This is a genomic window from Vannielia litorea, from assembly GCF_018424695.1.
Classification (GTDB): domain Bacteria; phylum Pseudomonadota; class Alphaproteobacteria; order Rhodobacterales; family Rhodobacteraceae; genus Vannielia; species Vannielia litorea_A.
In genome coordinates this window covers 1-23063 of record NZ_QTNQ01000070.1, presented here as the reverse complement: position 1 = coordinate 23063, position 23063 = coordinate 1, and the positions used below count along the sequence as shown (strand labels likewise).

The window sequence follows — 23063 nt, the reverse complement described above, 5'->3', positions numbered from 1 at the left end:
GCGTTGGCCCATGCCCTGGCCGACGTGGGGGCGGGCCGCATCCGCATCGCCGACACACGGGCGGGCGCGGCCGAGGCGCTGGCGCGGCAAGTCCCCCGCGCCGAACCGGCCACCGACCTGCCTGAGGCCGCCGCGCGGGCCACCGGCATCGTCAACGCCACCCCCGTCGGCATGGCCAAGCTGCCCGGGATGCCCATCGGAGCGACCCTGCTGGAGCCGCGCCACTGGATCGCCGACATCATCTACTTCCCGCTCGAGACCGAGTTGCTGCGCACCGCCCGCGCCCTGAACTGCCGGACCCTGGGCGGCGAGGGCATGGCGGTGTTCCAGGCCGTCCGCGCCTTCCAACTGTTCACCGGTCGCGAGGCCGACGCAGGCCGGATGCGCGCCACCTTCCGCAATCTGGGGGAGGCTTGAGCGCCATGAGGACAGGCATTGCCACCGTGTCCATCTCGGGCAACCTCGAGGAAAAGATCGAGGCCATCGCCGCCGCTGGCTTCGACGGGATCGAGATTTTCGAACAGGACTTCATTGCCGACCTGCGCAGCCCCCGGGACGTGGGCCAACGCATCCGCGACGCGGGGCTGGAGGTGATGCTCTTCCAGCCGTTCCGCGATTTCGAGGGGCTGCCCGGCCCACTTCGGGCCAAGGCCTTCGACCGGGCGGAGCGCAAGTTCGACGTGATGCAGGAACTGGGCTGCGACCTGGTGCTGGTCTGCTCCTCGGTCCACCCCGAGGGGCTGGGCGGCATCGACCGCGCCGCGGCGGATTTCGCCGAGCTGGGCGAAAGGGCGGCGGCGCGTGGTCTGCGGGTGGGGTACGAAGCCTTGGCCTGGGGCCGACACGTGAATGACCACCGCGACGCCTGGGAGGTGGTCCGCCGGGCGGATCATCCGAGCGTTGGCCTGATCCTCGACAGCTTCCACACCCTCGGGCGGGGGATCGACCCTGAGACGATCCGGCGCATTCCGGGCGATCGCATCTTTTTTGTCCAGCTGGCCGATGCGCCGCAGATCGACATGGACCTGCTCTACTGGTCCCGCCACTTCCGCAACATGCCGGGGGAAGGGGATCTGGCCGTCACCGCCTTCATGCGGGCGGTCATGGCCACGGGCTATTCCGGGCCGATCAGCCTGGAGATCTTCAACGACCAGTTCCGGGGCGGCTCGCCCGCGACCATCGCGCAAGACGGCTACCGTTCGATCGTCGCCCTGATGGACGAGGTGCGCCGGGCCGAGCCCGAGGCAGGGCCGGACCTGCCGGATCTGCCCGCCCCCGTCACCGTGCGCGACACCGCCTTTGTCGAGTTCGCGGCCCAGGGCGCAGAGCTCGCCGCGCTCGAGGGGCTGCTGACCAGCCTCGGCTTCCGCCGGGCCGGGCGGCACGTGTCCAAGGCGGTCTGGCTCTGGCAGCAGGGCGACATCCGCATCGTCCTCAATGCCGAAACGGAGGGCCACGCTGGCGCCTCATGGATCGCACGGGGCACCACGGTCTGCGACATCGGGCTCTTTGTCGGCTCCGCCCCGGACACGGTGACCCGGGCGACCGCGCTGGGCGCGCGGCCGTTTTCCCAGCCGCTCGGACCCGGCGAACTGCCGATCCCCGCGATCCGCGGCCTTGGCGGCAGCGCGATGCACTTCATTGACGAGGGTGCACTGGCCAAAGTCTGGGACGTGGAATTCGTGCCCGACGACAATGCGGCGACTGACGCTGGCCTGACCCGGATCGACCACATTGCCCAGACCATGACCTATGACGAGATGCTGTCGTGGTCGCTGTTTTACACGACCCTGTTCGACATGGCGAAGGCCCCGATGGTCGACGTGATCGACCCCGACGGGCTGGTGCGCAGCCGGGCCATCGCCACGCCGGACGGCGCGTTCCGCATCACCCTGAACGGGGCCGAGACCCACAGAACGCTGGCCGGTTCGTTCCTTGCCGGCGGCTTTGGCGGGTCGGTGCAGCATATCGCGCTGGCGACGGACGACATCTTCGCCACTGCGGCGGCCCTTCGCGACCTCGGGTTCGAGGCGCTGCCGCTGTCGCCGAACTACTTCGACGACCTGGCAGCGCGGTTCGACCTGGATGCAGGAACCCTCGAACGGATGCGGGAGGAGAACATACTCTACGACGCAGACGACGGCGGGGAGTTCTTCCAGCTCTACTCCCGGCCCTTCGCCGGGCAGTTCTTCATCGAAATCGTCGAACGGCGGCGGGGATATGCCGGTTACGGCGCACCCAACGCACCCTTCCGGATCGCCGCGCAGAAGCGCCTCCAAAGACCAAAAGGGATGCCCGCCGTCTGATGACTATTGAAAATATAGGACGAAAAGTATTCTATCATACAAAACGTGAAACCTCACCGACCTTCGGTGGACATGTCAACGGGAGGAAACCAATGACAACTCTGACACGCCGGACCGCCCTCGCGGCCGCACTTGCCACTTCCACGGCGCTCGCCCTGCCGGGCGCTGCGCTTGCCCAGGATCTGCCGACCCTGCGCCTGTCCTCGGTGGTGTCCGACAACGACATCCGCGCCGAGGCCTTCGCCGAGATCGCCGAGGCCGTCTCAGGCACCTTCGACATGCAGGTCTTCAACGGCGCCACTCTGGTCGCCCAGGGCTCCGAGATGACCTCCATCCAGCGCGGGAACCTCGAGATGGGCCTCGTCGCGCCACAGACCATCGCCGAGCAGATCCCCGAATGGTCCATCGTGACCTCGGCCTACCTGTTCAGCGACGCGGCGCACCTGCAGGCAACATTCGACAGCGATGTCGGCGACGAGCTGAAGGCGATGGCCTCCGAGGCCGGTATCCATGTTCTTGCCCCGGTCTACTTCGGCACCCGTCAGGTAAACCTGGCGCCGGAGATCGAGGTGCAGACTCCCGAGGATCTGAACGGCATCACCATGCGGATGCCCGGCGGCGACGCCTGGCAGTTCCTGGGCGAGGCGATCGGCGCCAACCCCACCCCGCTGGCCTATGCCGAGGTCTACACCGCGCTGCAGACCGGCGCGATCGACGGCCAGGACAACCCACTGCCGAATGACTACAACATGAAGTTCTACGAGGTGACGAGCCAGATCGTCATGACCGGCCACCTCGTTGGCTTCGATGTCCTCGCTATCAGCCAGGAGCTGTGGGACGGCCTGTCGCCAGAGGAGCAGGAAACCCTGCAATCCGCCGTCGACGCCGCCATCGCGACCTCGACCCAGCGCCACCTCGACCGCGAGGCCGAACTGGTCCAGTTCTTCAAGGACGAGGGTCTGCGGGTCTACGAACCTGACAGGATCGCGTTCCGCGACTACGCCCAGGCCAAGTACCTGGAGTCCGAGTTCGCGGCGAGCTGGCCGGAGGGCATGGTTGATCGGATCAACGCGCTCGCCGAATGAGACCTTCTGACTGACCCGCGCCGGGCCTGCCCCCTGAGGCGGGCCCGGCGCCGACGGATACCGCCCCATGCCAAACGCTCCTTCGCGCCCCATCCGCATCCTGCGCGGCCTTGCCGACGCAGTGCCGGCGATCCTGCTGGCGGCGATGTTCGCCTGCTTCATCATCCAGGTCTTCATGCGATACGTGATCGACAGCCCTGTCGGCTGGACGGTCGAGGTCTGCGTCATCGCCTGGCTGTGGATCCTGCTCTGGGGGCAGTCGGTCTCGGTCGAGGAACGGGACGAGATCCGCTTCGACATCCTCTACGGCAGCGTCTCGCCTGAGGTGCGGCGCTGGTTCCGCATGGTCTTTTCGGTGCTGCTCGTCGGCATCTACGCCTGGTCCCTGCCGGCGCTCTGGGACTTCGTCACCTTCATGAAGATCCAGGAAACCTCCTACCTCGATATTCCCTTCAGCTGGGTCTACTCGGTTGTGCTGATCTTCTCGGTGGTCACCATCCTGCGCTACGGCTGGATATTCTGGGGCGCCGCCAGCGGGCGGGATACCGGCCTGTCCACGGCCGAGGACCTCGGACGCAAGGATTTCTCGGAATGAGCTGGGAATTCGGCGTCGCTGTCGCCCTGATCGTCACCTCCGCCATCATAGGCCTGCCTATCGGGCACGCGATGCTGGCCTCTTCGGTGTTTTACCTGCTTTTGCAGGGGCAGGACATGTCCATCGCCTTCGAGCAGATGCTGACCGGACTCTACGGCTCCTACGTGCTGCTGGCGATCCCGCTCTTCATCTTTGCCGCCGACCTGATGAACGTGGGCACGCTGTCGGACAAGCTGCTGGACTTCTGCCGTGCTCTGGTGGGGCGGTTCCGGGGCGGGCTCGGGCACGTCAACGTGGTGTCCTCGCTCATCTTTTCGGGCATGTCCGGGTCGGCCATCGCCGACGCGGTTGGCATGGGGCGGATCATCATCAACCTGATGACCAAGGACGGGAAGTATCCCGGGTCCTATGCCGGGGCGATCACCGCCGCCTCGGCCATCATCGGGCCGATCATCCCGCCGTCGATCCCGATGGTGCTCTACGCGCTCGTCTCTGACACCTCGATCGGGTTCCTGTTCCTCGGCGGCGTGGCGCCGGGGCTGGTGCTGGGCGTGCTGCTGATGGCGATGAACGCCTGGCAGGCCCGCATCCACGACTACCCGGTGGAAGAGCCGGTGCCGCTGCGCGAGCTGCCCCGGGTGACCCTGCGCGCGGTGCCGGCCCTGCTGATGCCGGTGATCCTGCTGGTCGGCATCTACGGCGGCGTGACCACTCCGACCGAGGCGGCGGCGCTGGCGGCGCTCTATGCCTTCCTGGTCTCCACGGTCTTCTACCGCTCGGTCAGCCTGCGGCTCGCCTACGAGACGGTGCGCAACTCGGCCAAGTCCACCGCCGCCGTCGGCTTCCTGATCGCCGGGGCGCTGGCCTTCAACTACGTCGTCACCATCGAACAGGTGCCAAACGTCATCCGCGACGCCCTCGGCGATACCGAATTGACGATGATCACCTTCCTTCTTCTGGTGAACGCGATCCTTCTGCTGCTGGGCTGCCTGCTGGAGGCGAACGCGATCCTGCTGGTGATCGTGCCGATCTTCCTGCCGACGGCCGTGTCGCTGGGGGTGGACCCGGTCCACTTCGGGGTGATCGTCGTGGTCAACACCATGATCGGTCTGGCGACGCCACCCTACGGGCTGCTGCTCTTCGTTGTCACCTCGATCACCCGCGCGCCGATCCGCGAGACGATCCGCCACCTTCTGCCCTTCCTCGCGATCATGATCGCGGGGCTGGGCATCATCACCTTCGTGCCGGACCTCGTGCTCTGGCTTCCGCGGCTCTACGGCTACGGTGGATGACCCTTTCGGAGACCCAGATGGACACCATCCTCATCATCAACGGCCCCAACCTGGACATGCTGGGCACCCGCCAGCCCGAGGTCTACGGCTACGACACCCTGGCCGACGTCGAGACGCTCTGCACGCGCACGGCGGAGGACGAGGGGGTGGCCATCGACTTCCGCCAGTCCGACAGCGAGGCCGAGATCATGGGCTGGATCAAGCAGGGCCGGGGCACCACGGCGGGGCTGATCCTGAACCCGGCCGGGTTCACCTCCACCTCCATCGCGATCCTCGATGCGCTGCTGATCTATGACCGGCCTATCATCGAGATCCACATCTCGCCCCTGTTCCGGCGCGACGAGTTCCGGCACCTCAGCTACCCGTCCAAGGCTGCCTCGGCCAAGATCGAAGGCTTTGGCATCCGCGGCTACGAGTTTGCCCTTCGCAAATTGGCCGAATGGGCGCGGGCTGCCTGAGGGTCAGCCGAAGCCACCGCCCCCGAGGATATGCTCCACCCCCGTGCGGATGTGCTGGGTCAGAAGCTCGACCGCCGCATCCATCTTTCGCTCGATGACAAGGTCGCGCAGGTCGGCGTGCTGCACCGCGGCCGGTTCGCCCCGGAAGTTCAGCGCCAGCATGTGATACCGGGCGAACCGGTCGAAGACCGAGGCATGGGTCCGGGCCAGTACCGGCTGCGGACAGGCGGCGATGGTGGCATAGTGAAAGCCCCAGTCGGCGGCGACCCAACTCTCCACCGCTTCTTGCGGATCGCAGATCAGAACCTTTTCTATCGCCGACAGCTTGTAATGGGCCGAGACGACTGCGGCCTCCCAGTCCAGGTCGCCGAGTGCCATTGACTGACGCAGGGCGTGCGTTTCCAGCAGGATGCGCAGCTCGGCCAGGTCGTGCAGCTCCGCATCGCTGACCCCGGCGACGCGAAAGCCGCGCTGGCCCTCTGCCGCTACCAGTTCCTCGACCGCCAGCCGGTTCAAGATCTCTCGAAGCGTGGTAACGGAGGCGTCGTAGACCTCGCGCATCCGCTCGAGCTTGAGCTTTTCGCCCGGTCTCAGCTTGCCATTCACGATATGCAGGCGAATCCGCCGGTAAGCGATCTCGCCCACCGTTTCGCCGTGGCGCGGTTCGATATCAAACCGCATTTTCCCTGCGCTCTCCGTCACTTCGTTACTCGATTGTTGGCCTGGAGTGAGTATCGGTGTGATCCCGGGGCGTGTCCACATCCAGTCGGAAACGGTCGTTCACCGGGTTGTGGGCGAACGACGGCTCAGGGCCGCACGTCCCGCAGACGGATCAGAGTTCACAGATTTGAAAGGGCTGCGTCCTGCGCACTGCCCTCGTTTGTTACCGGCGCAGCGAATGCCCTTGAACCTCGGGCGGCAGCGCTCTGAGACATAGGGCGTGGCGCGCCGCCTTACTGCTCGCGCATTGAGCAGCCCGGCAGATGGGAGCTGATTATTGTGGCATGCACGGGCAGTGCCGGCCGGGCGCGACCGGCAGGCTTGACGCTGCGGGGCGTCCTCCTCTCTGCATGGAAGCGCAGGGTGTTTAGGGTTCCGCCGCATTGCGGGTCAGGTCCAAGAAACACCACCTGGACGGCAAATTCCGGTCAGGCACACGGCGGGGCAAAATCCCGGGAGACGCACTGCGCAGGTCCGATCCGCACTCCTACTCCAGTTCCGCCGGTGGATCCGACTTCACAGAGATGACCACCGGGCGGGACGCTGACCAAGAGGGACGTCCTATGACCAGAGCCAAGAACCTTGCCGCCACCGTCGCCGTTGCGCTGGCGACCGCCTTCGGATCACCCGCCACCGCCCAGGAGAAAACAGACTTCTCCATCGCCTGGTCGATCTATGTCGGCTGGATGCCCTGGGGCTATCTGGATGACTCCGGGATCATGGACAAATGGGCCGACAAATACGGCATCACCGTCGATATCGTGCAGATCAACGACTACGTGGAATCCATCAACCAATATACTGCCGGGGCCTTTGACGGGGTTTCGGCCACCAACATGGACACGTTGTCGATCCCGGCGGGCGGTGGCGTCGACACCACGGTGCTGATCATCGGCGATTTTTCCAACGGCAATGACGCGGTGATCGCCTCGGGGGACAAGACGCTGGAAGATCTGGCGGGCACCTCCGTCAACCTGGTGGAGCTGTCGGTCTCTCACTACCTGCTGGCCCGCGCGCTCGACACGGTGGGACTCTCCGAGCGCGACCTCGGCGGGGTGGTCAACACCTCGGACGCCGACATGATCGCCGCCTTCGCCAGCGATGATGTGGACACCGTCGTCACGTGGAACCCGCTGGTTTCGGAAATCCTGGCGTCCAACCCGGAGGCCAAGACCCTGTTCGACAGTTCGCAGATCCCTGGAGAGATCCTCGACCTGATGGTGGTGAATACGCAGACGCTGGAGGCCAACCCGGATTTCGGGCGCGCGCTGGTCGGTGCCTGGTACGAAGTGATGGGCCTGATGGCCGAAGGCGACGAAGAGGTGCTGACCGCAATGGCAGAGGCCTCGGGCACCGATCTTGCGGGCTACAAGGCCCAGCTCGATGCGACCGAGATGTTCTATGCCCCTGCGGATGGCGTGGCCCAGGCGCAAAGCCCTGAGCTGCCCGACACGATGGTGGGCATCGCCGCATTCCTGTTCGACAAGGGCATCCTCGGCGTCGGCGCGCCCTCGGCCGATTTCATCGGCATCGAATACCCGGACGGGACGGTGACCGGCGACGAGGGCAACGTGCAGCTCCGTTTCGATGCCAGCTACATGCAGATGGCCTCTGACGGCGCACTTTGAAAAACGGCCGCCCGGCCTCGCTGATGCGGGGTCGGGCCACTCCCGGGAACGGAGCTTCTGATGCGCCTGATCAACCGACGTCCCGCCCGGCCCATGGCCGTGTTCCTGGCCGCGCTGCCCTTCGTCGCGGTTGGGGTCGCTTACTGGATCGGGTCGGAGATCCGGCTGAGCGCCAATCCCGCCGACAAGCTGTTGCCGGCGCCCGAAACCATCGTCGCGACAGCGAAGCAACTCTTCACCGAGGGCGACCGGCGGTCGGGGCAGATCCTGCTCTGGGCCGACACATTGGCCAGCCTGCGGCGCCTGTTCCTCGGGGTGGGCCTCGCGGCCGCGCTGGCCACAACGATTGGCGTGCTGATCGGGATGCTGCCCTACGTGCGGCGCACCCTGTCGGATTTCGTCGCCGTGCTGTCGATGGTGCCGCCGCTGGCGCTTCTGCCGATCCTGTTCATCGTCTTCGGGCTGGGAGAGACCTCGAAGGTTGTCCTGATCGTCGTGGGCATCACGCCCTTCATCATCCGAGACCTCAGCCAACGTGTGCTGGACATTCCGCACGAGGAAATCGTCAAGGCCCAGACCCTTGGCGCCTCCACCGGCGTGATCGCCCTGCGCGTGGTGCTGCCCAAGATCATCCCCCGGCTGATCCAGTCCGTCCGCCTCTCGCTCGGGGCCGCCTGGCTGTTTCTGATTGCCGCAGAGGCGGTGGCCGCCGAATCCGGGCTGGGCTATCGCATCTTCCTTGTCCGCCGCTATCTCGCGATGGACATCATCCTGACCTATGTCATCTGGATCACCCTTCTGGCATTCCTGATCGACTGGGCGCTGAAGGCCGCCTCCCGCGCCGCCTTCCCCTGGCTGGAGGAGAGTCTGTGAGCTTCGTGAGCGTCACCGACGTCTGGCAGCGCTACGGTGCGCGGTCGATCATCGAGCGGGTCAACCTGGAGGTTGCCGAGGGCGAGTTTGTCTCCATCGTCGGCGCGTCGGGCTGCGGCAAGTCCACCTTCCTGCGCCTTCTGCTGGCCGACGAAACGCCCTCACGGGGTGAAATCCGGATCGACGGAGGCGCACCCGCGCGGGAGCCGGGGCGCGAGCGCGGCGTGGTCTTTCAGAAGTATTCCGTGTTCCCCCATATGACCGTGCGCGACAATATCGTTGCCGCCGAAAGCTTCTCCCGCGGGCTCGGCCGGTTTTTCGGTGCAAAGCTGCGCGCCGCCCGCGCGCGCGCCGACGAGACGCTGGAGCGCATCGGTCTGGCCCATGTGGCCGGGAACTACCCGGCCACCCTGTCGGGCGGGATGCAGCAGCGCCTCGCCATCGGCCAGGCCCTGACCGCCCGCCCGCGCATCCTGCTGCTGGACGAACCCTTCGGCGCGCTGGACCCCGGCACCCGGATCGCCATGCACGATTTTCTGACAGAGCTGCAGGCCGACACGCAGATGACCGTCTTCATGGTCACCCATGACCTCTCCGAGGGCTTCAAGCTGGGCGACCGCGTGCTGGTCTTCGACAAGCCGCGCTGGGATCCCCATGCGCCAGAGGCCTTCGGGGCCACCATCACCTACGATTTCGATGCGCGCGATGAAGGCGTGCCGTTCCAGCACATCTTGGACGAATACCCCCGCCTCGCCGCGCATTAACCCTCCCTGCTGCGCGCCGCCGGGCCCCGCGCAGACAGGTTTGCCAAGGCCCGTACAGACCCGCCCCTTGTATCGGGGCACATAAGGGAGACAGCGATGTTCTCTGATCTTCACCGCGCCACGGTGCGCTCTCGTCACCCGCGCGACATGGCCGACAGATTGGCAGCGCGCGAAAGACGCCCGCACCATCCCGATCTGACCAAGCTGGGTGGCTGGAAAGCCATGCAGAAGGAAAGTGAGCTTCCCGAAGGCCGCTGGGATGAGGAGCGCCGCTGGGCGCTGCGGATGGGCCTGACGGGGGCCGACAGCATCGACGACAAGTCCATCCCCACCTTCGCGCGCGGCGAGCTGCCCCATTACGCGGGCATCAACACCTTCCTGAAGGCGCCCTACGCCGAAGACGTGCAGGAGGTTGCCCATTACGATGCGACCGTTCTGGGCATCCCCTTCGACGGCGGCACGACCTATCGCGCCGGCACCCGGTTTGGCCCGCAGGGCGTGCGCAAGATCTCTGCCCTCTATACGCCCTACAACTACGAAACCGGCGTCGACCTGCGCGAGCAGATGACGATGTGCGACGCAGGCGATGTCTTCACCATACCGGCCAACATCGAAAAGAGCTTCGACCAGATCAGCCGCGCGGTGAGCCACGTGTTTTCCTCCGGCTCCCTGCCGATCATGATCGGCGGCGATCACTCCATCGGCTTCCCCTGCCTGCGCGGCATCGCGGAATGCACCTCAAAGAAGATCGGCATCGTCCATTTCGACCGCCACGCCGATATTCAGGAGAAAGACCTGGACGAGCGGATGCACACCACCCCGTGGTTCCACGCCACCAACATGGCGAACGTCTCGCCCAAGAACCTTGTGCAGGTGGGCATCGGCGGCTGGCAGGTTCCGCGCGAGGCCGTGAAGGTCGCCCGTGAGCGCAACACCAACATCATCACCATGTCCGACATGGAAGCGATGGGCGTGGACAAGACCGCGGAGATGGCGCTGGAAATGGCCTGGGACGGGGTCGACATGGTCTACATGTCCTTCGATATCGACAGCATCGACTGCGGCTTCGTGCCGGGCACCGGCTGGCCGGAGCCGGGCGGCTTCCTCCCGCGCGAGGCGCTGGCGCTGGCCTCCAAGGTCGCTGCCGAAGGAATTTGCGGGATGGAGCTGGTCGAGGTCAGCCCACCCTACGACCAGTCCGAGATCACTGCGCTGATGGGCACCCGCGTCATCGTGGACGTGCTGGGATCGCTGGTTGCCCACGGCAAGCTCGGGGCGCACAAGCGCCATATCGACAAGCCGGTGGCCATTCCCATGGGCGAGTTTGACGGCAAGCGCTGGTCCAACCCCGAACCCCACAAGATCGGATAGCGCCATGCCCCATGATCACGGCCCGCACGGGCATCATCACCACCACCATCACCCGCATGACCACAACCACCCGCAAGACGCGGACCACCTGCACAGCCATATGCCCAGCGAAGACGTGGCGGCGGACCTGCAGGTTCTGGCCACCCAGTTCATCGACGGGTTCCTTCAGGCCAAGGACAAGACCAGCTATCTCAAGCTGGCCGGCGTTCCCTTCGAGCGTCCCGGCAAAGGCGGCAAGACCGCGCTGAAGCTGGTGGACGTGGAGCTGACAACCGACTGGCAGGTGGGCACCGCCTCGCCGAGCTTCGGCTCCCGCGAACTGTCCTACCTCCCCTTCCCCGGTGAGATGGTGCGCGAACGCACCAACATGTCACTGATCTACGTGTCGATGGACGAAAAATCCTCGCTCGACCTGCGCGACTTCCTGATGACCCGAAAGAAAGAGATTGAAGCATGAAGACCACGACCCTTGCCGCCCTGTCCCTGCTCACCGCCGGCCCTGCGCTGGCCCATGAGGTGAGCCTGCCGCACGCCCATGCGGACTCCGGCCTCTGGCCGGTCCTGCTCGGCGGCGCGATGATCGCCCTCGCGGCCATCCTCTACGTCAAGAGCAGGCATATGCGATAGGCAGCCCTGGCTGTCTGGCGCCGCGCCTCTGCGCGGCGAACAGTTTTCCGGCAAAGACAGGGCGGGCTTTGCGCCGGTGGATCTCGGCCCCGTCACGCGATTGGTTCGTGGCCGAACCGGCAACCAAGGTGATCGGTAGCCTCGCCCTGACCCGCGCCTTTGCCCCGGTGATCCGCGACAATGGCGGAGGTGCGATCGTGTCGCTGGCCTCCCTCCCTTCGCTGGCGCCGATCCCGCAGGTTGGCACATATTCGGGCAGCAAGGCCGCGCTGCATTCCCTGATGATGTCGCTGCGCAGCGAGTTGGACGGCAGCGGTGTCAGCGTTCTCTCGGTCCTGCCCGCATTTTCCGAGACCGACATGACCGCTGGTATACCGCAGGAAAAGCTGTCTCCCGAGGCGCTGGCGCTGGCGGTCATCGAGGCGGTGGAGAGCGATGCGGCCGAGGAGTATCTGAACCCGATGGGCCTGGTGCATGGCGGATGGACGATGGCGCTGCTCGACAGCGCGCTCCCCTGCGCGGTGCAGACTGTGCGGTCAGCGGGCGACAACTATACCAGCATGGGCACGGAGATGAAGTTCATCAGGCCCGTTCTGCCCACCGCCGGGCAGCTGCGCGCCAGGGCCGAGGTCTTCTCGCGCGGGCAGCGTTCCGCCACCGCGCAGGCGCGGGTCGAGGACATCTCGGGGCGGCTGCTGGCGAGTGGCACCACCACCTGTTTCATCTTCGCTGGCAGCGCCGAACCCGCTGGAAAGGCGCACGGCGCTGACGAACACCGAGTTGATGGGGCGTTGCAAGCCCATGGTTCCGGCCGACCTGCGCAGAAAACGGGCCCTCGCCGCGTGCGCGAGGCGATCCGTGATCGTTTCCGGCTTTTGGGGAAGCGTGGCCATGGAAGAGGCCGTGGCTTAGGGGTCAGGGCGATGTCGTCCACCGCCCTGACCGGGAAGGTCAATCGCCTTCGGACACGCCCCTGGCGCGGGCCGCCGCGCGCCGTGCGCGGTAGCTCGGCAGCACCACCAGAAGCGCCGCAATCACGAGCAGGGCCAGGGTCATCGGGCGGTCGATGATAAAGCTCATGCCGTCGTAAAGCTGCATAGAGCGGGCGAAGTTGTCTTCCATCATCCGGCCAAGGATGAAGCCGATCAGCAGCGGTGCCAGCGGATAATCGGCAAACTTCAACGCCGTGGCGCACACCCCGAAGCCGACGAGGATCAGCAGCTCGGTCGCGTTGTTCTGGCCGATGTAGGCCCCCATCAGCGTGAAGAACAGGATGAACGGAATCAGGTAGTTACGCGGAATGCTGAGCACCTTGGCGATATAGGGGATCAGCGGCAGGTTCAGCACTAGCAGCACCAGGTTGCCGATGAACATCGACATGATGACCGCCCAGAACACCTGCGGCTCGTCGATCATCAGGCGCGGCCCTGGAGTGACGTTGAGCGCGATAAGCGCGCCGAGCAGGATCGCCGTGGTGCCCGAGCCCGGAATGCCGAGCGTCAGCAGCGGCACGAAGGAGCCGGTGCAGGCGGCGTTGTTGGCGGTTTCCGGCGCGGCGAGACCCTTGATCGAGCCCTTGCCGAACTCGGCCTGCTCTTCCTTGGTGGCCAGGTTGCGCTCCACCGCGTAGCCCAGAAAGCTCGCGATGGTGGCCCCGGCGCCGGGGAGCACCCCGATGAAGAAACCCTGCAACGATTGCCGCCCGATCACCGGCGCGATGGCCTTGCCCTCTTTGCGGGTGATACGCAGGTTCTCGATCTTGCCGCCGTCGCCGCTCATCTCTTTCTTCTTGAGCACGAGAAACAGCGCCTCGGGCAGGGCGAACATCGCCATGGCCAGCGTGATGAAGCCGAAACCCGATTGCAGGTCCATGATGCCCATGGTGAAGCGTGGCATGTTGAACAGCGCACCCTCGCCCACCGTTGCCATGATCAGCCCCACCAGCGTCATCAGCAGCGCCTTGGCCACCTGACCGGTGCCCGCGAAGGCGGCGATGGCCGAGAGGCCGACGACCATCAGCGCGAAGTATTCCGCCGAGTGGAACAGCAGCGCCACCGAAGACAGCGCCGGGGCGAAGATCATCAGCAATACGGCCCCGAGTGTGCCGCCCGCGAAGCTGGCGATGGCGGCGATGGTCAGCGCCTTGCCCGCCTGGCCCTTGCGGGCCATCGGGTAGCCATCGAAGCTGCTGGCCACGGTGCCTGCGACCCCCGGCGCGTTGAGCAGGATCGAGGAGGTGGAGCCGCCGAAGATGGCGCCATAATAGACCCCGGCCAGCAGAATCAGCGCGGCAGACGGGTCGCCCATCGAGATGGCAACCGGGATCATGATGGCGATGATCGACATCGGCCCGAGGCCGGGGAGCATGCCGATGAACGTGCCGATCAGGCAGCCCGCGATCACCATGATCAGGTTCTGGAACGAGAGGGCCGTTTGCAGGCCGATGAGAAGTCCTTCAAGCATGGGTCAGCCTCCTCACAGGAAAAACGGCAGCGGGCTAAGGAAAATGCCCAGCACACGTTCGACGAGATACCAGACGATGCCGGTGGCAATGAGTGCGACCGGGATCAGGATGTAGAGCTTGCGCTCCCCCAGCACGATGCCCCCGATGGTCAGAAACCCGACTGTCGACAGCAGAAACCCGGCAGGGCGCAGCAGCAGCGCGTAGGCCACCATCAGGCCGAGCAGCGCGAGCGCCTGAAACAGGTGGTAATCGCCGAGCCTGCGGTAGTCGATTTCGGGCGCGCTGTCCTCCACGGTCGGTTTCTCGAAGCCCAGCAGGATCACCAGCGAGGTGAGAATGGCCATGACCGAGAGGACCTTCGGAAAGGTCGAGGGCCAGATCGGATTGCGCTGCATGAAGGGCGGCAGGAGCTGGTCCATGGTGAAGAAGGCTGCATAGGCATAGGCCGATGCGACGCAGAGGATGATGAAGGCGATCCAGCGATCGAGAGCCATTTCAGGTCTCCTTCAGTGTGTCTTCGCGGCTGCCGGGCCATCAATCCTGTGGATCGCCGCAGTCTGCGGCAGCCCGAGGAACGCCCGGCGCGGGAAAAGACTGGTTAAACAGGGGCGAGGTCGCGCGACCTCGTGGATCAGGCCGGTTGGCCGATGATCTCAAGGGCAGAAGGCCTGACCCTTTCGGAGGGGAGAGCGCGCGGCTCTCCCGCCCATGTGCCTGGAAGTCCTTCGGAGCGCGCGGGAGGGAAGCCCCCGCACGCCCCTGACGCGCTCAGAGGAAGCCAAGCTTCTTCATCAGGTCGCCGATCTGCTGTTCCTGCTTTTCGAGGAAGGCTTTGAAGTCGTCACCCGAGTTATGGATGTTGACCCAGCCGTTGCGCGCGCGCACGGCTTCCCATTCTTCGGTCTCGTACATCTTCGCGATGGCGTCCTGATACATCGCCACTTTCTCTTCGGGCATGCCCGGGGCGCCAAAGAAGCCGCGCCAATTGATGAAGCTGGTGTCGATCCCCTGTTCCATCATCGTCGGCGCGTCGGCATAGGCCGGTACGCGCTCGTCCGAGGTCACACCGATGATCTTCACTTCACCGGCTTCGGCCAGCGCCACCGCTTCGGAGAAGCCGGTCGACAGGGCCGCGATCTCGCCAGAGAGCAGCGCCGCCATGGCCTTACCACCCGCGTCATAGGGGATGTACTTCATCGCCAGCGGGTCTTTGCCCGCCGCCTCGAAGGTCATCGCGGCCACGAGGTGATCCATGCCGCCGGGCACCGAGCCGCCGCCGATGGCGGTGGCGTTGGGATCGGCGTCGAATTCGGCCAGCAGTCCTTCCATGTTGTCGATGTCGCTGTCAGCGTTGACCACGATCGCGGCGTAATCGCCGATGGTGCCGGCAACCAGCGTCAGGTCACGGAAGTTCTGCGGGAAGACGCCGGTGAGCGAGCGGATGATGATCGGGGTCGAGTTGACCATCAGCGTGTCTTCATTGCTCTCGGCGTTCTCGATCAGGTAGCCGATGGCCTTGCCGCCGCCGCCACCCGACATGTTCTCGTAGGATGCGGTGCCAACCAGGCCGGACTTGGTGAGTGCCTCACCGGTGCCGCGCGCGGTGCCATCCCATCCGCCGCCGGCGCCGCCGGGGATCAGGAAGTGGACGCTGTCGAGCACCTTGTGGCCTTCGGCCAGCGCCGGGCCGGTAAAGGCAAAGGCGGCGGCCGCCGCGAGTGCCACGCGCCGGGTCATCTTGAGTGTCAGCATTATCTCCTCCGTTCATGCTGTGATCTAATGATGCCCCGCTCCCTACGGGCCAAACCTGTCGCCAACCTGTCAGGACAGTCTCATGGACGCGGGCCACCGGCTGCCACTGGCCTTTTCCGCGGATTTGCCGGATGTTGAGGCCGGGAGGAGAGGAAGCGGATATGCGTCTGCTTTTGGTCGAAGACACCGTGGATGTGGCGGACGCCATTGTTGCGAGCTTCGAAAACCGCGGGGATGCGGTGGATCATGTCAGTTCGGTGGACGAGGCCGCTGGCGCGCTGGCGGTGCAGGACTATGACGTGATTATCCTCGATATCGGCCTGCCCGACGGGTTGGGCACCGAAGTTCTCGCCAGCCTGCGCGACCGCCGGAAGGCGACCCCGGTGCTGATGCTGACCGCGCGCTCGGACATCGAGGACCGTGTGGCGGCGCTCGACAAAGGGGCCGACGACTACCTGATCAAGCCGTTCGACCTGCGCGAACTCCATGCCCGAGTCCGCGCGATGCTGCGCCGGCAGGACGTGGACCGCTCGGGCATCATCGCGTTCGGCGACATCACCTTCGACCCGGCGGGCCTGACCGTCGAGGTCAATGGAAGCCCGGTGTCGCTGGCCCGGCGCGAGATCAACGTGCTGGAGATCCTGCTGGCCAACCGCGAGCGCGTAGTGGCAAAGGACAAGCTGCTGGAGCGCCTGTATTCCTTCAACGATGAGGACGTCAGCCCGAACGCCGTCGAGCTCTATGTCGGCCGGTTGCGCAAGAAGCTCTGCCACAGCCGGATCAGGATCAAGACGCTGCGCGGCCTCGGCTACCAGATGCTCGATGAAGACTAGGGCGCGGCACGGAGCGCGGCGGAGCGGGTCTGTCAGTTTTCGGCTCGGAGTGGCGCTGGTGCTGGTGCTCGCCATCGGCGGCGTGGCCGTGTCGCTGGCGGCCTATGCCTATGGGCGCAGCGCGGCGCGGCAATCCTACGACAGGCTGCTGGTCGGCGCGGCCAACCAGATCGCCGCCTCGCTGGGGCTGCGGGATGGCGAGGTGATCGTGGACATCCCGGTTTCGGCCTTCGAGTTGCTGTCTTTGGCGCCGCGCGACCGGGTTGTCTATGCCGTGTTCGATGACCGGGGGCAGCTGGTGACCGGCTATGACGGGGTGGCGCGTCCGGAGGGCGACGGCGGGTTTTCGAGCGGCAGTTTCGCCGGAGAACCGGCGCGCTACGTTCATGTGAGGCGGCAGATCGCGGAGCGCTCGTTTCTGGGCGCGGTGGATGTCGTCGTCGGCCAGACCACCGAGGCGCGGCGGGAGCTGGCGCAACAGATCACGCGCAATGCTCTGCTGGCGGTGGCGATGGTGGGGCTGGTGATTTCCGGGCTCGCAGTCTTGGCGGTGACCTCCGCCCTGCGCCCGCTGCGCCGGCTCGAGCACGATTTCGCGCTGCGCTCGAGCCGCGACCTGACGCCCGTGGATGTCGAGGTGCCCCAGGAGATCGCCAGCCTGGTCGCGGCGCTGAATCGGTTCATCGGGCGGATCGACCGCCAGCTCAGGGTCATGCGCACGCTGATCGCCGACGCCTCGCACCAGCTGCGCACGCCGATCGCGGCGCTCAGGGCCCAGGCCGAGCTGGCACGGGAGACCGACGATTCCAAGGAACAGCTCCGTATCGTCGAGCGGATCCACGAGAGATCGCGCAACCTCAGCCGTCTGACAGACCAGCTCCTGAACCACGCGATGATCATTCACCGCGCCGACAGCGTCGACCTGGCGCCGGTGGATCTGCGGGTGGTGGCCAGCGAGGCGGTGGCCCAGTTTGACCAGACCCTGCCGGGTGCCGAACGGACCGTGCGGATGGACCTGCCTGAAGCGCCGATGGTCTGCGACGGCGATGCGCTGTCGCTGATCGAAGCCTGCAAGAACCTGATCAACAACGCCAACACTTATGGCCAGCCGCCGATTACCGTCTTCGTGCGCGAAGAGGGCGCGACGCTTTGCATCGGGGTGCGCGACCGGGGCGAAGGGCTGGCGGAAGAGATGTGGGGCGATGCGGGCAAGCGCTTTGCCCGGCGCTCCGGCGTGTCTTCGGCCAGTGCGGGGCTGGGGCTTTCCATCGTGAGCGCCGTGGCCCAGGCCCATGGCGGGCGGATGGCGATCCGGCGGCCCGATGCCGGGCGCTTCGAGGTGTTCCTGGAGCTGCCGAAGGTCAGGGAGGCGGAGGCATGAAGCTGATCGGCATGGTCTGTGCGATGATCCTGGCGGGCACAGCGGCGGCCCGGGCGCTGCCCGAGGCGGTGGCCTCCTACGGCCCCTCCGACGCCGCGCGCCAGCTGCTGGTGCGCGGCACCACCGATATCGCGAGGTTCGCGGCGGTGATGCAGCTTTTCGCGTCACGCACGGGCGGGGTGCGCATCGACTACGAGCAATGGGGCTCGAACGACCTGTTCGAGGTGACCATGGCAGAATGCCGCGCGGGCGGGCAGTCCGCCGACATGGTGATAAGCTCCGCCGTCGACCTTCAGCTCAAGCTGGCGAATGACGGCTGCGCCAAGGCGCATAGGTCGGTCGCGACGGCGAGCCTGCCGCAGGTCGCCAACTGGCGCGACGAGGTGTTCGGCATTACCCGGGAACTCGCCGTGATCGTCTACAACCGGCGCCTGCTCAGCGACGCGGAGGTGCCGCGCTCGCGCTTCGACCTGATCGACCTGCTGCGCCCCGAGGACAGCCGGTTGCGCGGGCGGGTTGCCACCTATGATATCGAGGCCTCCGGGCTGGGCTACCTGTTTGCCTTTGCAGACGCGCAGCAGGCCACCACCTTCGGCAGCCTGATCGAGGCCTTCGGGCGCAGCGGGGCCATTGCCACCTGCTGCTCGGCCGAAATCATCGACGGCGTGGCCAACGGTACCTACCTGATCGCCTACAACGTGCTGGCCTCCTATGCCCTCGCCCGGGCCGAGGAAAACCCCGATATCGTCGCCGTCGCGCCCCACGATTACACGCTGGTGCTCTCCCGCGCCGCGCTGATGCCCCGCCACGGGGCAGAGCCGGAGCTGGCGGGCGCCTTCCTCGATTTCATGCTGTCCGAGGGCGGTCGCGCGGCGCTGAACTCGTCGCATCTGATCGTGCGCACCGACGACGCGGCCCCCGCCGCCCTGCGCCTGCCCGAAACCCCCGAAACAAGCTTTCGCCCCATCGCCCTCACCCCGTCGCTGCTGGTGGGCCTCGACCAACACAAACGCCGCGAATTCGTTGCCCTCTGGCGGTCCACCTTCCCACACGACGGCGGTGGCGAAGCGCCGCTGGAGTGAGGGCTATCGCCACTCCGGGTGTTTGGCTTCTGCGGCCCGCAGACTGCCAATGCCGATGGAAAATACCGGATGGTTGCTTTGAGCCCGTCACTTCGCTTGCCGTGTCTTCCCCTGCGCGGAATCAAGGCGAAGCCGCCGCGCATCGCCGGGCCGCCCGTCGCACCGCAGGTGCGCCGACGAGACTTGGCGCGCCCCTGGCGTGACGGCTTGGCGATACACCGACGGGAGCGCAAGACTTGGGCCTTACAGGCAAATGACCACCATAAATCGCAACTGAATCAAGGTCGGATCGCCGCACCGCGGCCCGTCGACGCGCGGCTCAGCGCAACCTCCGCTTCGTCCCGCAGTGCTGTCATCCACCTAGGCTCCAGGCAGGCCAAACGTGCTCGCCCGCTCTGCCCGCTTCGCGCCCCTAGCTCTCCAGCACCGGCCTTGGCCGACCGTCCGTGTCCAGGGCGACGACGATGAAGCTCGCCTCGATCTCGGCATGGAGGTACACCTCGTCTCCCACGTTCACCGGCCCAGCGCCTCGCGCAGAGAGGTTGCGGGCTGGCTGACCGAGCGCAGATCGAGCGAGGCCACGAGATCGAGCAGGTGGCTCTTCATCAGGTCTTCCGCCGCGTCTCCGTTGCCCTCCGCAAAGGCATCGAGAAGGGCGTGGTGGGCCTGCGTCTCGCAAAGCGCCGCGCGCCGGCGCCAGTAGAGCGCGATCACGAGGGACGACCGGGAGATCAGCTCGGAGATCATGTCTTCTATCGTGGCCTGATCGGCGATCCGCGCGACCTCAAGGTGAAACTGGCCCGAGAGCAGCAGCGCCCGCCCGTTTTCGCCCGCGTCGAGCGCCACGTGCTCGTCGGCGATGTTCTGTTTCAGGATGTCGAGATCCTGCTCCGTCATCCGGGTGGCGGCGGAGCGGGCGGTGCGGGGCTCCAGCAGGGAGCGCGCCTCGAAGACCTCGCGCGCCTCGCGCACCGATGGCTGAGCGATGAAGGCACCCCGGTTTCGCTTGTGCTCCACCAGGCGGCGGTGCGATAGGGCCTGAAGCGCGGCGCGCACGATGGTACGGCTGATGCCATAGGCCTCGGCCAGCTCGTCTTCACCCAGCTTGGTGCCGGGCGGCAGGCGATGCTCGTGCACCGCCCGTTCAAGATCGGCGGCGACGTTTTCGCTGGTCCAGAGCTTGGTATCGATGGTGTTCATGGTCTTCCGGGCGCCTTTCGACGGGCTTCAACTCAGTTTTGGTCGATTCGACCGGTCGGCGACAAGGCTCACGTCGCGGCGCAGTTTGTCGGCATTATTGTATACAATATTGCGCCACTTTTCGCGCAGGGCTTGCGGCGGCATGCTGCTTTTTTGCGCAACCCGTGTCTGGCCCGCCTCACGCATGGCGATTTCATTGCCGCGCGTCCGGCGGCGCCGGTTTGATCGAGCGCATCGAACGGGCCCATCGGACGGGCCCCTCGAACGGGGACAACGCGCAATGCGAACTGGCTACGATCTTGAACTTGTCCATCTGACAAAGCGCTACGGCGCGACGGTGGCGGTGCGTGACATCAACCATGTCTTCGCACCGGGGAGCTACGTGTGCCTGCTCGGCCCCTCGGGCTGCGGCAAGTCCTCGACCCTGCGAATGATCGCGGGGCACGAGGAGGTGAGCGAAGGGTCCATCCTGCTGGAAGGCGCGGACGTGTCTCATCTGCCGCCGGCAAAGCGCGGCACGGCGATGATGTTTCAGAATTACGCGCTGTTTCCGCATCTTTCGGTGCGCGACAACGTGGCTTTCTCGCTCAGGATGAAGGGCGTGGACAAGCCCACCCGCCATGCCCGCGCCAACGAGCTGCTGGCGCTGGTCGACATGACCCACCTTGCCGACCGGCTGCCCACGCAGCTTTCAGGCGGGCAGCAACAGCGGGTGGCGCTGGCCCGCGCGCTGGTGACGGAGCCGAAGGTGCTGCTGCTCGACGAGCCGCTCTCGGCGCTCGATCCCTTCCTGCGGATCCGGATGCGGAGCGAGTTGAAGAAACTCCAGCGCGAGCTGGGCATCACCTTCATTCATGTCACCCACGGGCAGGACGAGGCGCTGGCGCTGGCCGACGAGATCGTGGTGATGAATGACGCCGTGATCGAGCAGGCCGGCCCGGCGCGCGAGGTCTGGGCCAAGCCGCGCACCGAGTTCGTCGCCCGCTTCATCGGCGGCCACAACGTGATTGCCCTGCCGGGCGGCAAGGCCACGGTGCGGGCCGATGCCGTCACCCTCGCCACCGCCGGGCTGCCCGCCACGGTGACGGCGGTGGAATACCAGGGCGCCTCGGTGGCGGTGAGCACCACTACGGAGAGCGGCGACGAGGTGTTGGCGCTGATCCCGGAAGACCAGTTTTTTGCCCATCCGAAATCTCCCGGCGAGGCCGTTCGGCTGAGCTGGGACGAAGAGAGGTTGCACCGCCTCATGGCCTGACAAGGCCGCCCGTCAGACGAGTGACACCATCAAGGACAACAGGACAGAGGACCAAGACAATGGCTAAACCCAAGATCGGATATTCCCGCCGCTCGATGCTGAAAGCCGGGGGCGCGGCGCTCGCCGCCTCCACCCTCCCCGCGCCGATGCTCTGGGCGCAGGACACCAAGGACATCGTGCTGCGCCAGTTCGGCACAGGGGTTTCCAACCTCAACGACGTGGCGACCAAGGTGAAGGAAGACCTTGGCATCACGCTGGAGATGACCGCGCTGGACTCTGACAGCGTGACCCAGCGCGCCGCGACCCAGCCCGACAGCTTCGACATCGCCGATATCGAATACTGGATCTGCAAGAAGGTCTGGCCCACGGGCAACCTGCAGGCGATGGATACTTCGAAGATCGCCAATTACGACAAGATCGTGGGCATCTTCAAATCCGGCAAGCTGACCCCGGAGAGCACCATCGCCCAAGGCACCGCGCCCCATACCGTGGGCTTTGTCGATGGCGCCGACGGCACCAGCTTTTCCGCCGAAGAAACTGGCTGGATGACCCTCATTCCCACCATTTACAACGCCGACACGCTCGGCATTCGCCCCGACCTGATCGGGCGGCCCATCGAGAGCTGGACCGAGCTGCTGAACCCCGAGTTCAAGGGCAAGGCCAGCATCCTCGACATCTCCTCCATCGGCATCATGGACATGGCCATGGTCTGCGAGGCGATGGGCGAGATCCAGTATGGCGACAAGGGCAACATGACCCGCGAAGAGATCGACAAGACCATGGCGATCTTCACCGAGGCCAAGCAGAACGGCCAGTTCCGCGCCTTCTGGAAAACCTTCGACGAAAGCGTGAATCTGATGGCCTCCGGCGAGGTGGTGATCCAGTCGATGTGGTCGCCCGCGATCACCGCGGTGAAGTCGCGCGGGATCGAATGCGTCTACCAGCCGCTGAAAGAGGGTTATCGCAGCTGGGGCGGTGGCATCGGCCTGTCGAAGTCGCTCTCCGGCATGGAGCTGGATGCGGCCTATGACTACATCAACTGGTATCTCTCCGGCTGGGTCGGCGGCTACCTGATGCGGCAGGGCTACTACTCCGCCGTGCCGGAAACCTCGAAAGACTTCATGAGCGAAAACGAGTGGGGCTACTGGTTCGAGGGCAAGGAAGCCACCGGCGAGATCACCTCGCCCACCGGCGACGTGCTGGCCCAGGCGGGCGAGGTGCGCGACGGCGGCTCCTTTGAGGAACGCATGGGCGCCGTGGCCTGCTGGAACGCCGTGATGGATGAAAACCAGTACATGGTGCGCAAGTGGAACGAGTTCATCGCCGCCTGACCGGCCGCGATGTTTCAGAGCCGGGGGGCTGTCTGCCCCCCGGACC

23 protein-coding genes, 1 pseudogene and 1 riboswitch are annotated in these 23063 nt (G+C 65.8%); of the genes and pseudogenes, 18 read left to right on the top strand and 6 right to left on the bottom strand.

Annotated features, from left to right (window positions below; all coding sequences use genetic code 11):
* From DYI42_RS18485 to DYI42_RS18460, 6 genes and pseudogenes are all read left to right on the top strand, one after another.
* Window positions 1–417 (top strand): annotated as a pseudogene (locus tag DYI42_RS18485) (shikimate dehydrogenase); the annotation flags it as partial.
* Window positions 418–422: 5 nt separating this feature from the next.
* Window positions 423–2306 carry a bifunctional sugar phosphate isomerase/epimerase/4-hydroxyphenylpyruvate dioxygenase family protein gene (locus DYI42_RS18480; RefSeq protein ID WP_213547904.1) on the top strand — a complete coding sequence of 628 codons (1884 nt, stop codon included), beginning with the start codon at window positions 423–425 and terminating at the stop codon, window positions 2304–2306.
* Window positions 2307–2398: 92 nt separating this feature from the next.
* Window positions 2399–3391, top strand: a complete 993-nt coding sequence (gene dctP, locus DYI42_RS18475; RefSeq protein ID WP_213547902.1) for a TRAP transporter substrate-binding protein DctP — start codon at window positions 2399–2401, stop codon at window positions 3389–3391.
* Window positions 3392–3458: 67 nt separating this feature from the next.
* On the top strand, window positions 3459–3986 hold the full coding sequence (locus DYI42_RS18470) for a TRAP transporter small permease (protein WP_213547900.1): 528 nt from the start codon (window positions 3459–3461) through the stop codon (window positions 3984–3986).
* Window positions 3983–5278: a TRAP transporter large permease gene (locus DYI42_RS18465; protein WP_213547898.1), complete on the top strand. Its 1296-nt coding sequence runs from the start codon at window positions 3983–3985 to the stop codon at window positions 5276–5278. The genes DYI42_RS18470 and DYI42_RS18465 overlap by 4 nt, the downstream gene beginning before the upstream one ends.
* Window positions 5279–5295: 17 nt before the next feature.
* Entirely contained in the window at window positions 5296–5736 is a 441-nt protein-coding gene (locus tag DYI42_RS18460; RefSeq protein WP_213547896.1) for a type II 3-dehydroquinate dehydratase, read from the top strand.
* Between the two features lie 3 nt (window positions 5737–5739).
* Here the strand turns inward: DYI42_RS18460 and DYI42_RS18455 are convergent, their stop codons facing one another.
* Window positions 5740–6417, bottom strand: coding sequence for a GntR family transcriptional regulator (locus tag DYI42_RS18455; protein WP_213547894.1), 678 nt, complete (start codon window positions 6415–6417; stop codon window positions 5740–5742).
* 395 nt (window positions 6418–6812) lie between these two features.
* Window positions 6813–6917, top strand: a riboswitch (guanidine-I (ykkC/yxkD leader).
* A gap of 102 nt (window positions 6918–7019) precedes the next feature.
* Here DYI42_RS18455 and DYI42_RS18450 point away from each other — a divergent pair.
* The 7 genes from DYI42_RS18450 to DYI42_RS18420 all read left to right on the top strand — a co-directional run bounded on the left by DYI42_RS18450 (window position 7020) and on the right by DYI42_RS18420 (window position 12789).
* Window positions 7020–8084 carry a putative urea ABC transporter substrate-binding protein gene (locus DYI42_RS18450; protein ID WP_213547892.1) on the top strand — a complete coding sequence of 355 codons (1065 nt, stop codon included), beginning with the start codon at window positions 7020–7022 and terminating at the stop codon, window positions 8082–8084.
* Between the two features lie 60 nt (window positions 8085–8144).
* The gene (locus DYI42_RS18445; RefSeq protein ID WP_213547890.1) at window positions 8145–8957 is read left to right on the top strand and encodes an ABC transporter permease; all 813 of its coding nucleotides are present in this window, start codon (window positions 8145–8147) and stop codon (window positions 8955–8957) included.
* On the top strand, window positions 8954–9721 hold the full coding sequence (locus DYI42_RS18440) for an ATP-binding cassette domain-containing protein (RefSeq protein WP_213547887.1): 768 nt from the start codon (window positions 8954–8956) through the stop codon (window positions 9719–9721). Before DYI42_RS18445 ends, DYI42_RS18440 begins: the two co-directional genes overlap by 4 nt.
* A 96-nt stretch (window positions 9722–9817) precedes the next feature.
* The gene (locus DYI42_RS18435; protein ID WP_213547885.1) at window positions 9818–11092 is read left to right on the top strand and encodes an agmatinase family protein; all 1275 of its coding nucleotides are present in this window, start codon (window positions 9818–9820) and stop codon (window positions 11090–11092) included.
* Between the two features lie 4 nt (window positions 11093–11096).
* Complete coding sequence (locus DYI42_RS18430) at window positions 11097–11549, top strand: hypothetical protein (RefSeq protein ID WP_213547883.1); 453 nt, start codon at window positions 11097–11099, stop codon at window positions 11547–11549.
* Window positions 11546–11719, top strand: a complete 174-nt coding sequence (locus tag DYI42_RS18425) for a hypothetical protein (RefSeq protein WP_213547881.1) — start codon at window positions 11546–11548, stop codon at window positions 11717–11719. Before DYI42_RS18430 ends, DYI42_RS18425 begins: the two co-directional genes overlap by 4 nt.
* Window positions 11720–11787: 68 nt before the next feature.
* Window positions 11788–12789, top strand: coding sequence for an SDR family NAD(P)-dependent oxidoreductase (locus DYI42_RS18420; RefSeq protein WP_244868010.1), 1002 nt, complete (start codon window positions 11788–11790; stop codon window positions 12787–12789).
* Here the strand turns inward: DYI42_RS18420 and DYI42_RS18415 are convergent.
* The 3 genes from DYI42_RS18415 to DYI42_RS18405 form a co-directional block, all read right to left on the bottom strand.
* Window positions 12671–14182: a tripartite tricarboxylate transporter permease gene (locus DYI42_RS18415; protein WP_213547877.1), complete on the bottom strand. Its 1512-nt coding sequence runs from the start codon at window positions 14180–14182 to the stop codon at window positions 12671–12673. The genes DYI42_RS18420 and DYI42_RS18415 overlap by 119 nt on opposite strands.
* Window positions 14183–14194: 12 nt before the next feature.
* The gene (locus DYI42_RS18410) at window positions 14195–14677 is read right to left on the bottom strand and encodes a tripartite tricarboxylate transporter TctB family protein (protein ID WP_213547875.1); all 483 of its coding nucleotides are present in this window, start codon (window positions 14675–14677) and stop codon (window positions 14195–14197) included.
* Window positions 14678–14951: 274 nt separating this feature from the next.
* Window positions 14952–15935 carry a tripartite tricarboxylate transporter substrate binding protein gene (locus DYI42_RS18405; protein WP_213547872.1) on the bottom strand — a complete coding sequence of 328 codons (984 nt, stop codon included), beginning with the start codon at window positions 15933–15935 and terminating at the stop codon, window positions 14952–14954.
* Window positions 15936–16096: 161 nt separating this feature from the next.
* Between DYI42_RS18405 and DYI42_RS18400 the strand changes: the two genes are divergently transcribed.
* The 3 genes from DYI42_RS18400 to DYI42_RS18390 are packed head-to-tail and all read left to right on the top strand — an operon-like array spanning window position 16097 to window position 19231.
* The gene (locus tag DYI42_RS18400; RefSeq protein ID WP_244868009.1) at window positions 16097–16768 is read left to right on the top strand and encodes a response regulator transcription factor; all 672 of its coding nucleotides are present in this window, start codon (window positions 16097–16099) and stop codon (window positions 16766–16768) included.
* A 58-nt stretch (window positions 16769–16826) separates the two neighbouring features.
* Complete coding sequence (locus DYI42_RS18395; protein ID WP_213547868.1) at window positions 16827–18149, top strand: sensor histidine kinase; 1323 nt, start codon at window positions 16827–16829, stop codon at window positions 18147–18149.
* Complete coding sequence (locus tag DYI42_RS18390; RefSeq protein WP_244868008.1) at window positions 18146–19231, top strand: ABC transporter substrate-binding protein; 1086 nt, start codon at window positions 18146–18148, stop codon at window positions 19229–19231. Before DYI42_RS18395 ends, DYI42_RS18390 begins: the two co-directional genes overlap by 4 nt.
* Before the next feature lie 513 nt (window positions 19232–19744).
* Here DYI42_RS18390 and DYI42_RS18385 read toward each other — a convergent pair.
* Both DYI42_RS18385 and DYI42_RS18380 read right to left on the bottom strand, forming a co-directional pair.
* Entirely contained in the window at window positions 19745–20431 is a 687-nt protein-coding gene (locus tag DYI42_RS18385; protein WP_213547867.1) for a GntR family transcriptional regulator, read from the bottom strand.
* A 27-nt stretch (window positions 20432–20458) separates the two neighbouring features.
* On the bottom strand, window positions 20459–20617 hold the full coding sequence (locus DYI42_RS18380) for a hypothetical protein (RefSeq protein ID WP_213547866.1): 159 nt from the start codon (window positions 20615–20617) through the stop codon (window positions 20459–20461).
* Between the two features lie 94 nt (window positions 20618–20711).
* Between DYI42_RS18380 and DYI42_RS18375 the strand changes: the two genes are divergently transcribed.
* Entirely contained in the window at window positions 20712–21686 is a 975-nt protein-coding gene (locus DYI42_RS18375) for an ABC transporter ATP-binding protein (RefSeq protein ID WP_213547865.1), read from the top strand.
* A 59-nt stretch (window positions 21687–21745) separates the two neighbouring features.
* Window positions 21746–23017 (top strand): ABC transporter substrate-binding protein, encoded by a 1272-nt coding sequence (locus DYI42_RS18370; RefSeq protein ID WP_213547864.1) that lies wholly within the window; start codon window positions 21746–21748, stop codon window positions 23015–23017.
* The last annotated feature ends 46 nt before the right edge of the window (window positions 23018–23063 follow it).

Excerpts from the sequence above, each read along its gene's own strand:
- DYI42_RS18480 (WP_213547904.1), top strand. The coding sequence starts at position 423 with ATGAGGACAGGCATTGCCACCGTGTCCATCTCGGGCAACCTCGAGGAA.
- dctP (WP_213547902.1), top strand. The coding sequence starts at position 2,399 with ATGACAACTCTGACACGCCGGACCGCCCTCGCGGCCGCACTTGCCACT.
- DYI42_RS18470 (WP_213547900.1), top strand. The coding sequence starts at position 3,459 with ATGCCAAACGCTCCTTCGCGCCCCATCCGCATCCTGCGCGGCCTTGCC.
- DYI42_RS18465 (WP_213547898.1), top strand. The coding sequence starts at position 3,983 with ATGAGCTGGGAATTCGGCGTCGCTGTCGCCCTGATCGTCACCTCCGCC.
- DYI42_RS18460 (WP_213547896.1), top strand. The coding sequence starts at position 5,296 with ATGGACACCATCCTCATCATCAACGGCCCCAACCTGGACATGCTGGGC.
- DYI42_RS18455 (WP_213547894.1), bottom strand. The coding sequence starts at position 6,417 with ATGCGGTTTGATATCGAACCGCGCCACGGCGAAACGGTGGGCGAGATC.
- DYI42_RS18450 (WP_213547892.1), top strand. The coding sequence starts at position 7,020 with ATGACCAGAGCCAAGAACCTTGCCGCCACCGTCGCCGTTGCGCTGGCG.
- DYI42_RS18445 (WP_213547890.1), top strand. The coding sequence starts at position 8,145 with ATGCGCCTGATCAACCGACGTCCCGCCCGGCCCATGGCCGTGTTCCTG.
- DYI42_RS18435 (WP_213547885.1), top strand. The coding sequence starts at position 9,818 with ATGTTCTCTGATCTTCACCGCGCCACGGTGCGCTCTCGTCACCCGCGC.
- DYI42_RS18430 (WP_213547883.1), top strand. The coding sequence starts at position 11,097 with ATGCCCCATGATCACGGCCCGCACGGGCATCATCACCACCACCATCAC.
- DYI42_RS18425 (WP_213547881.1), top strand. The coding sequence starts at position 11,546 with ATGAAGACCACGACCCTTGCCGCCCTGTCCCTGCTCACCGCCGGCCCT.
- DYI42_RS18415 (WP_213547877.1), bottom strand. The coding sequence starts at position 14,182 with ATGCTTGAAGGACTTCTCATCGGCCTGCAAACGGCCCTCTCGTTCCAG.
- DYI42_RS18410 (WP_213547875.1), bottom strand. The coding sequence starts at position 14,677 with ATGGCTCTCGATCGCTGGATCGCCTTCATCATCCTCTGCGTCGCATCG.
- DYI42_RS18405 (WP_213547872.1), bottom strand. The coding sequence starts at position 15,935 with ATGCTGACACTCAAGATGACCCGGCGCGTGGCACTCGCGGCGGCCGCC.
- DYI42_RS18400 (WP_244868009.1), top strand. The coding sequence starts at position 16,097 with ATGCGTCTGCTTTTGGTCGAAGACACCGTGGATGTGGCGGACGCCATT.
- DYI42_RS18390 (WP_244868008.1), top strand. The coding sequence starts at position 18,146 with ATGAAGCTGATCGGCATGGTCTGTGCGATGATCCTGGCGGGCACAGCG.
- DYI42_RS18385 (WP_213547867.1), bottom strand. The coding sequence starts at position 20,431 with ATGAACACCATCGATACCAAGCTCTGGACCAGCGAAAACGTCGCCGCC.
- DYI42_RS18380 (WP_213547866.1), bottom strand. The coding sequence starts at position 20,617 with ATGCGTGAGGCGGGCCAGACACGGGTTGCGCAAAAAAGCAGCATGCCG.
- DYI42_RS18375 (WP_213547865.1), top strand. The coding sequence starts at position 20,712 with ATGCGAACTGGCTACGATCTTGAACTTGTCCATCTGACAAAGCGCTAC.
- DYI42_RS18370 (WP_213547864.1), top strand. The coding sequence starts at position 21,746 with ATGGCTAAACCCAAGATCGGATATTCCCGCCGCTCGATGCTGAAAGCC.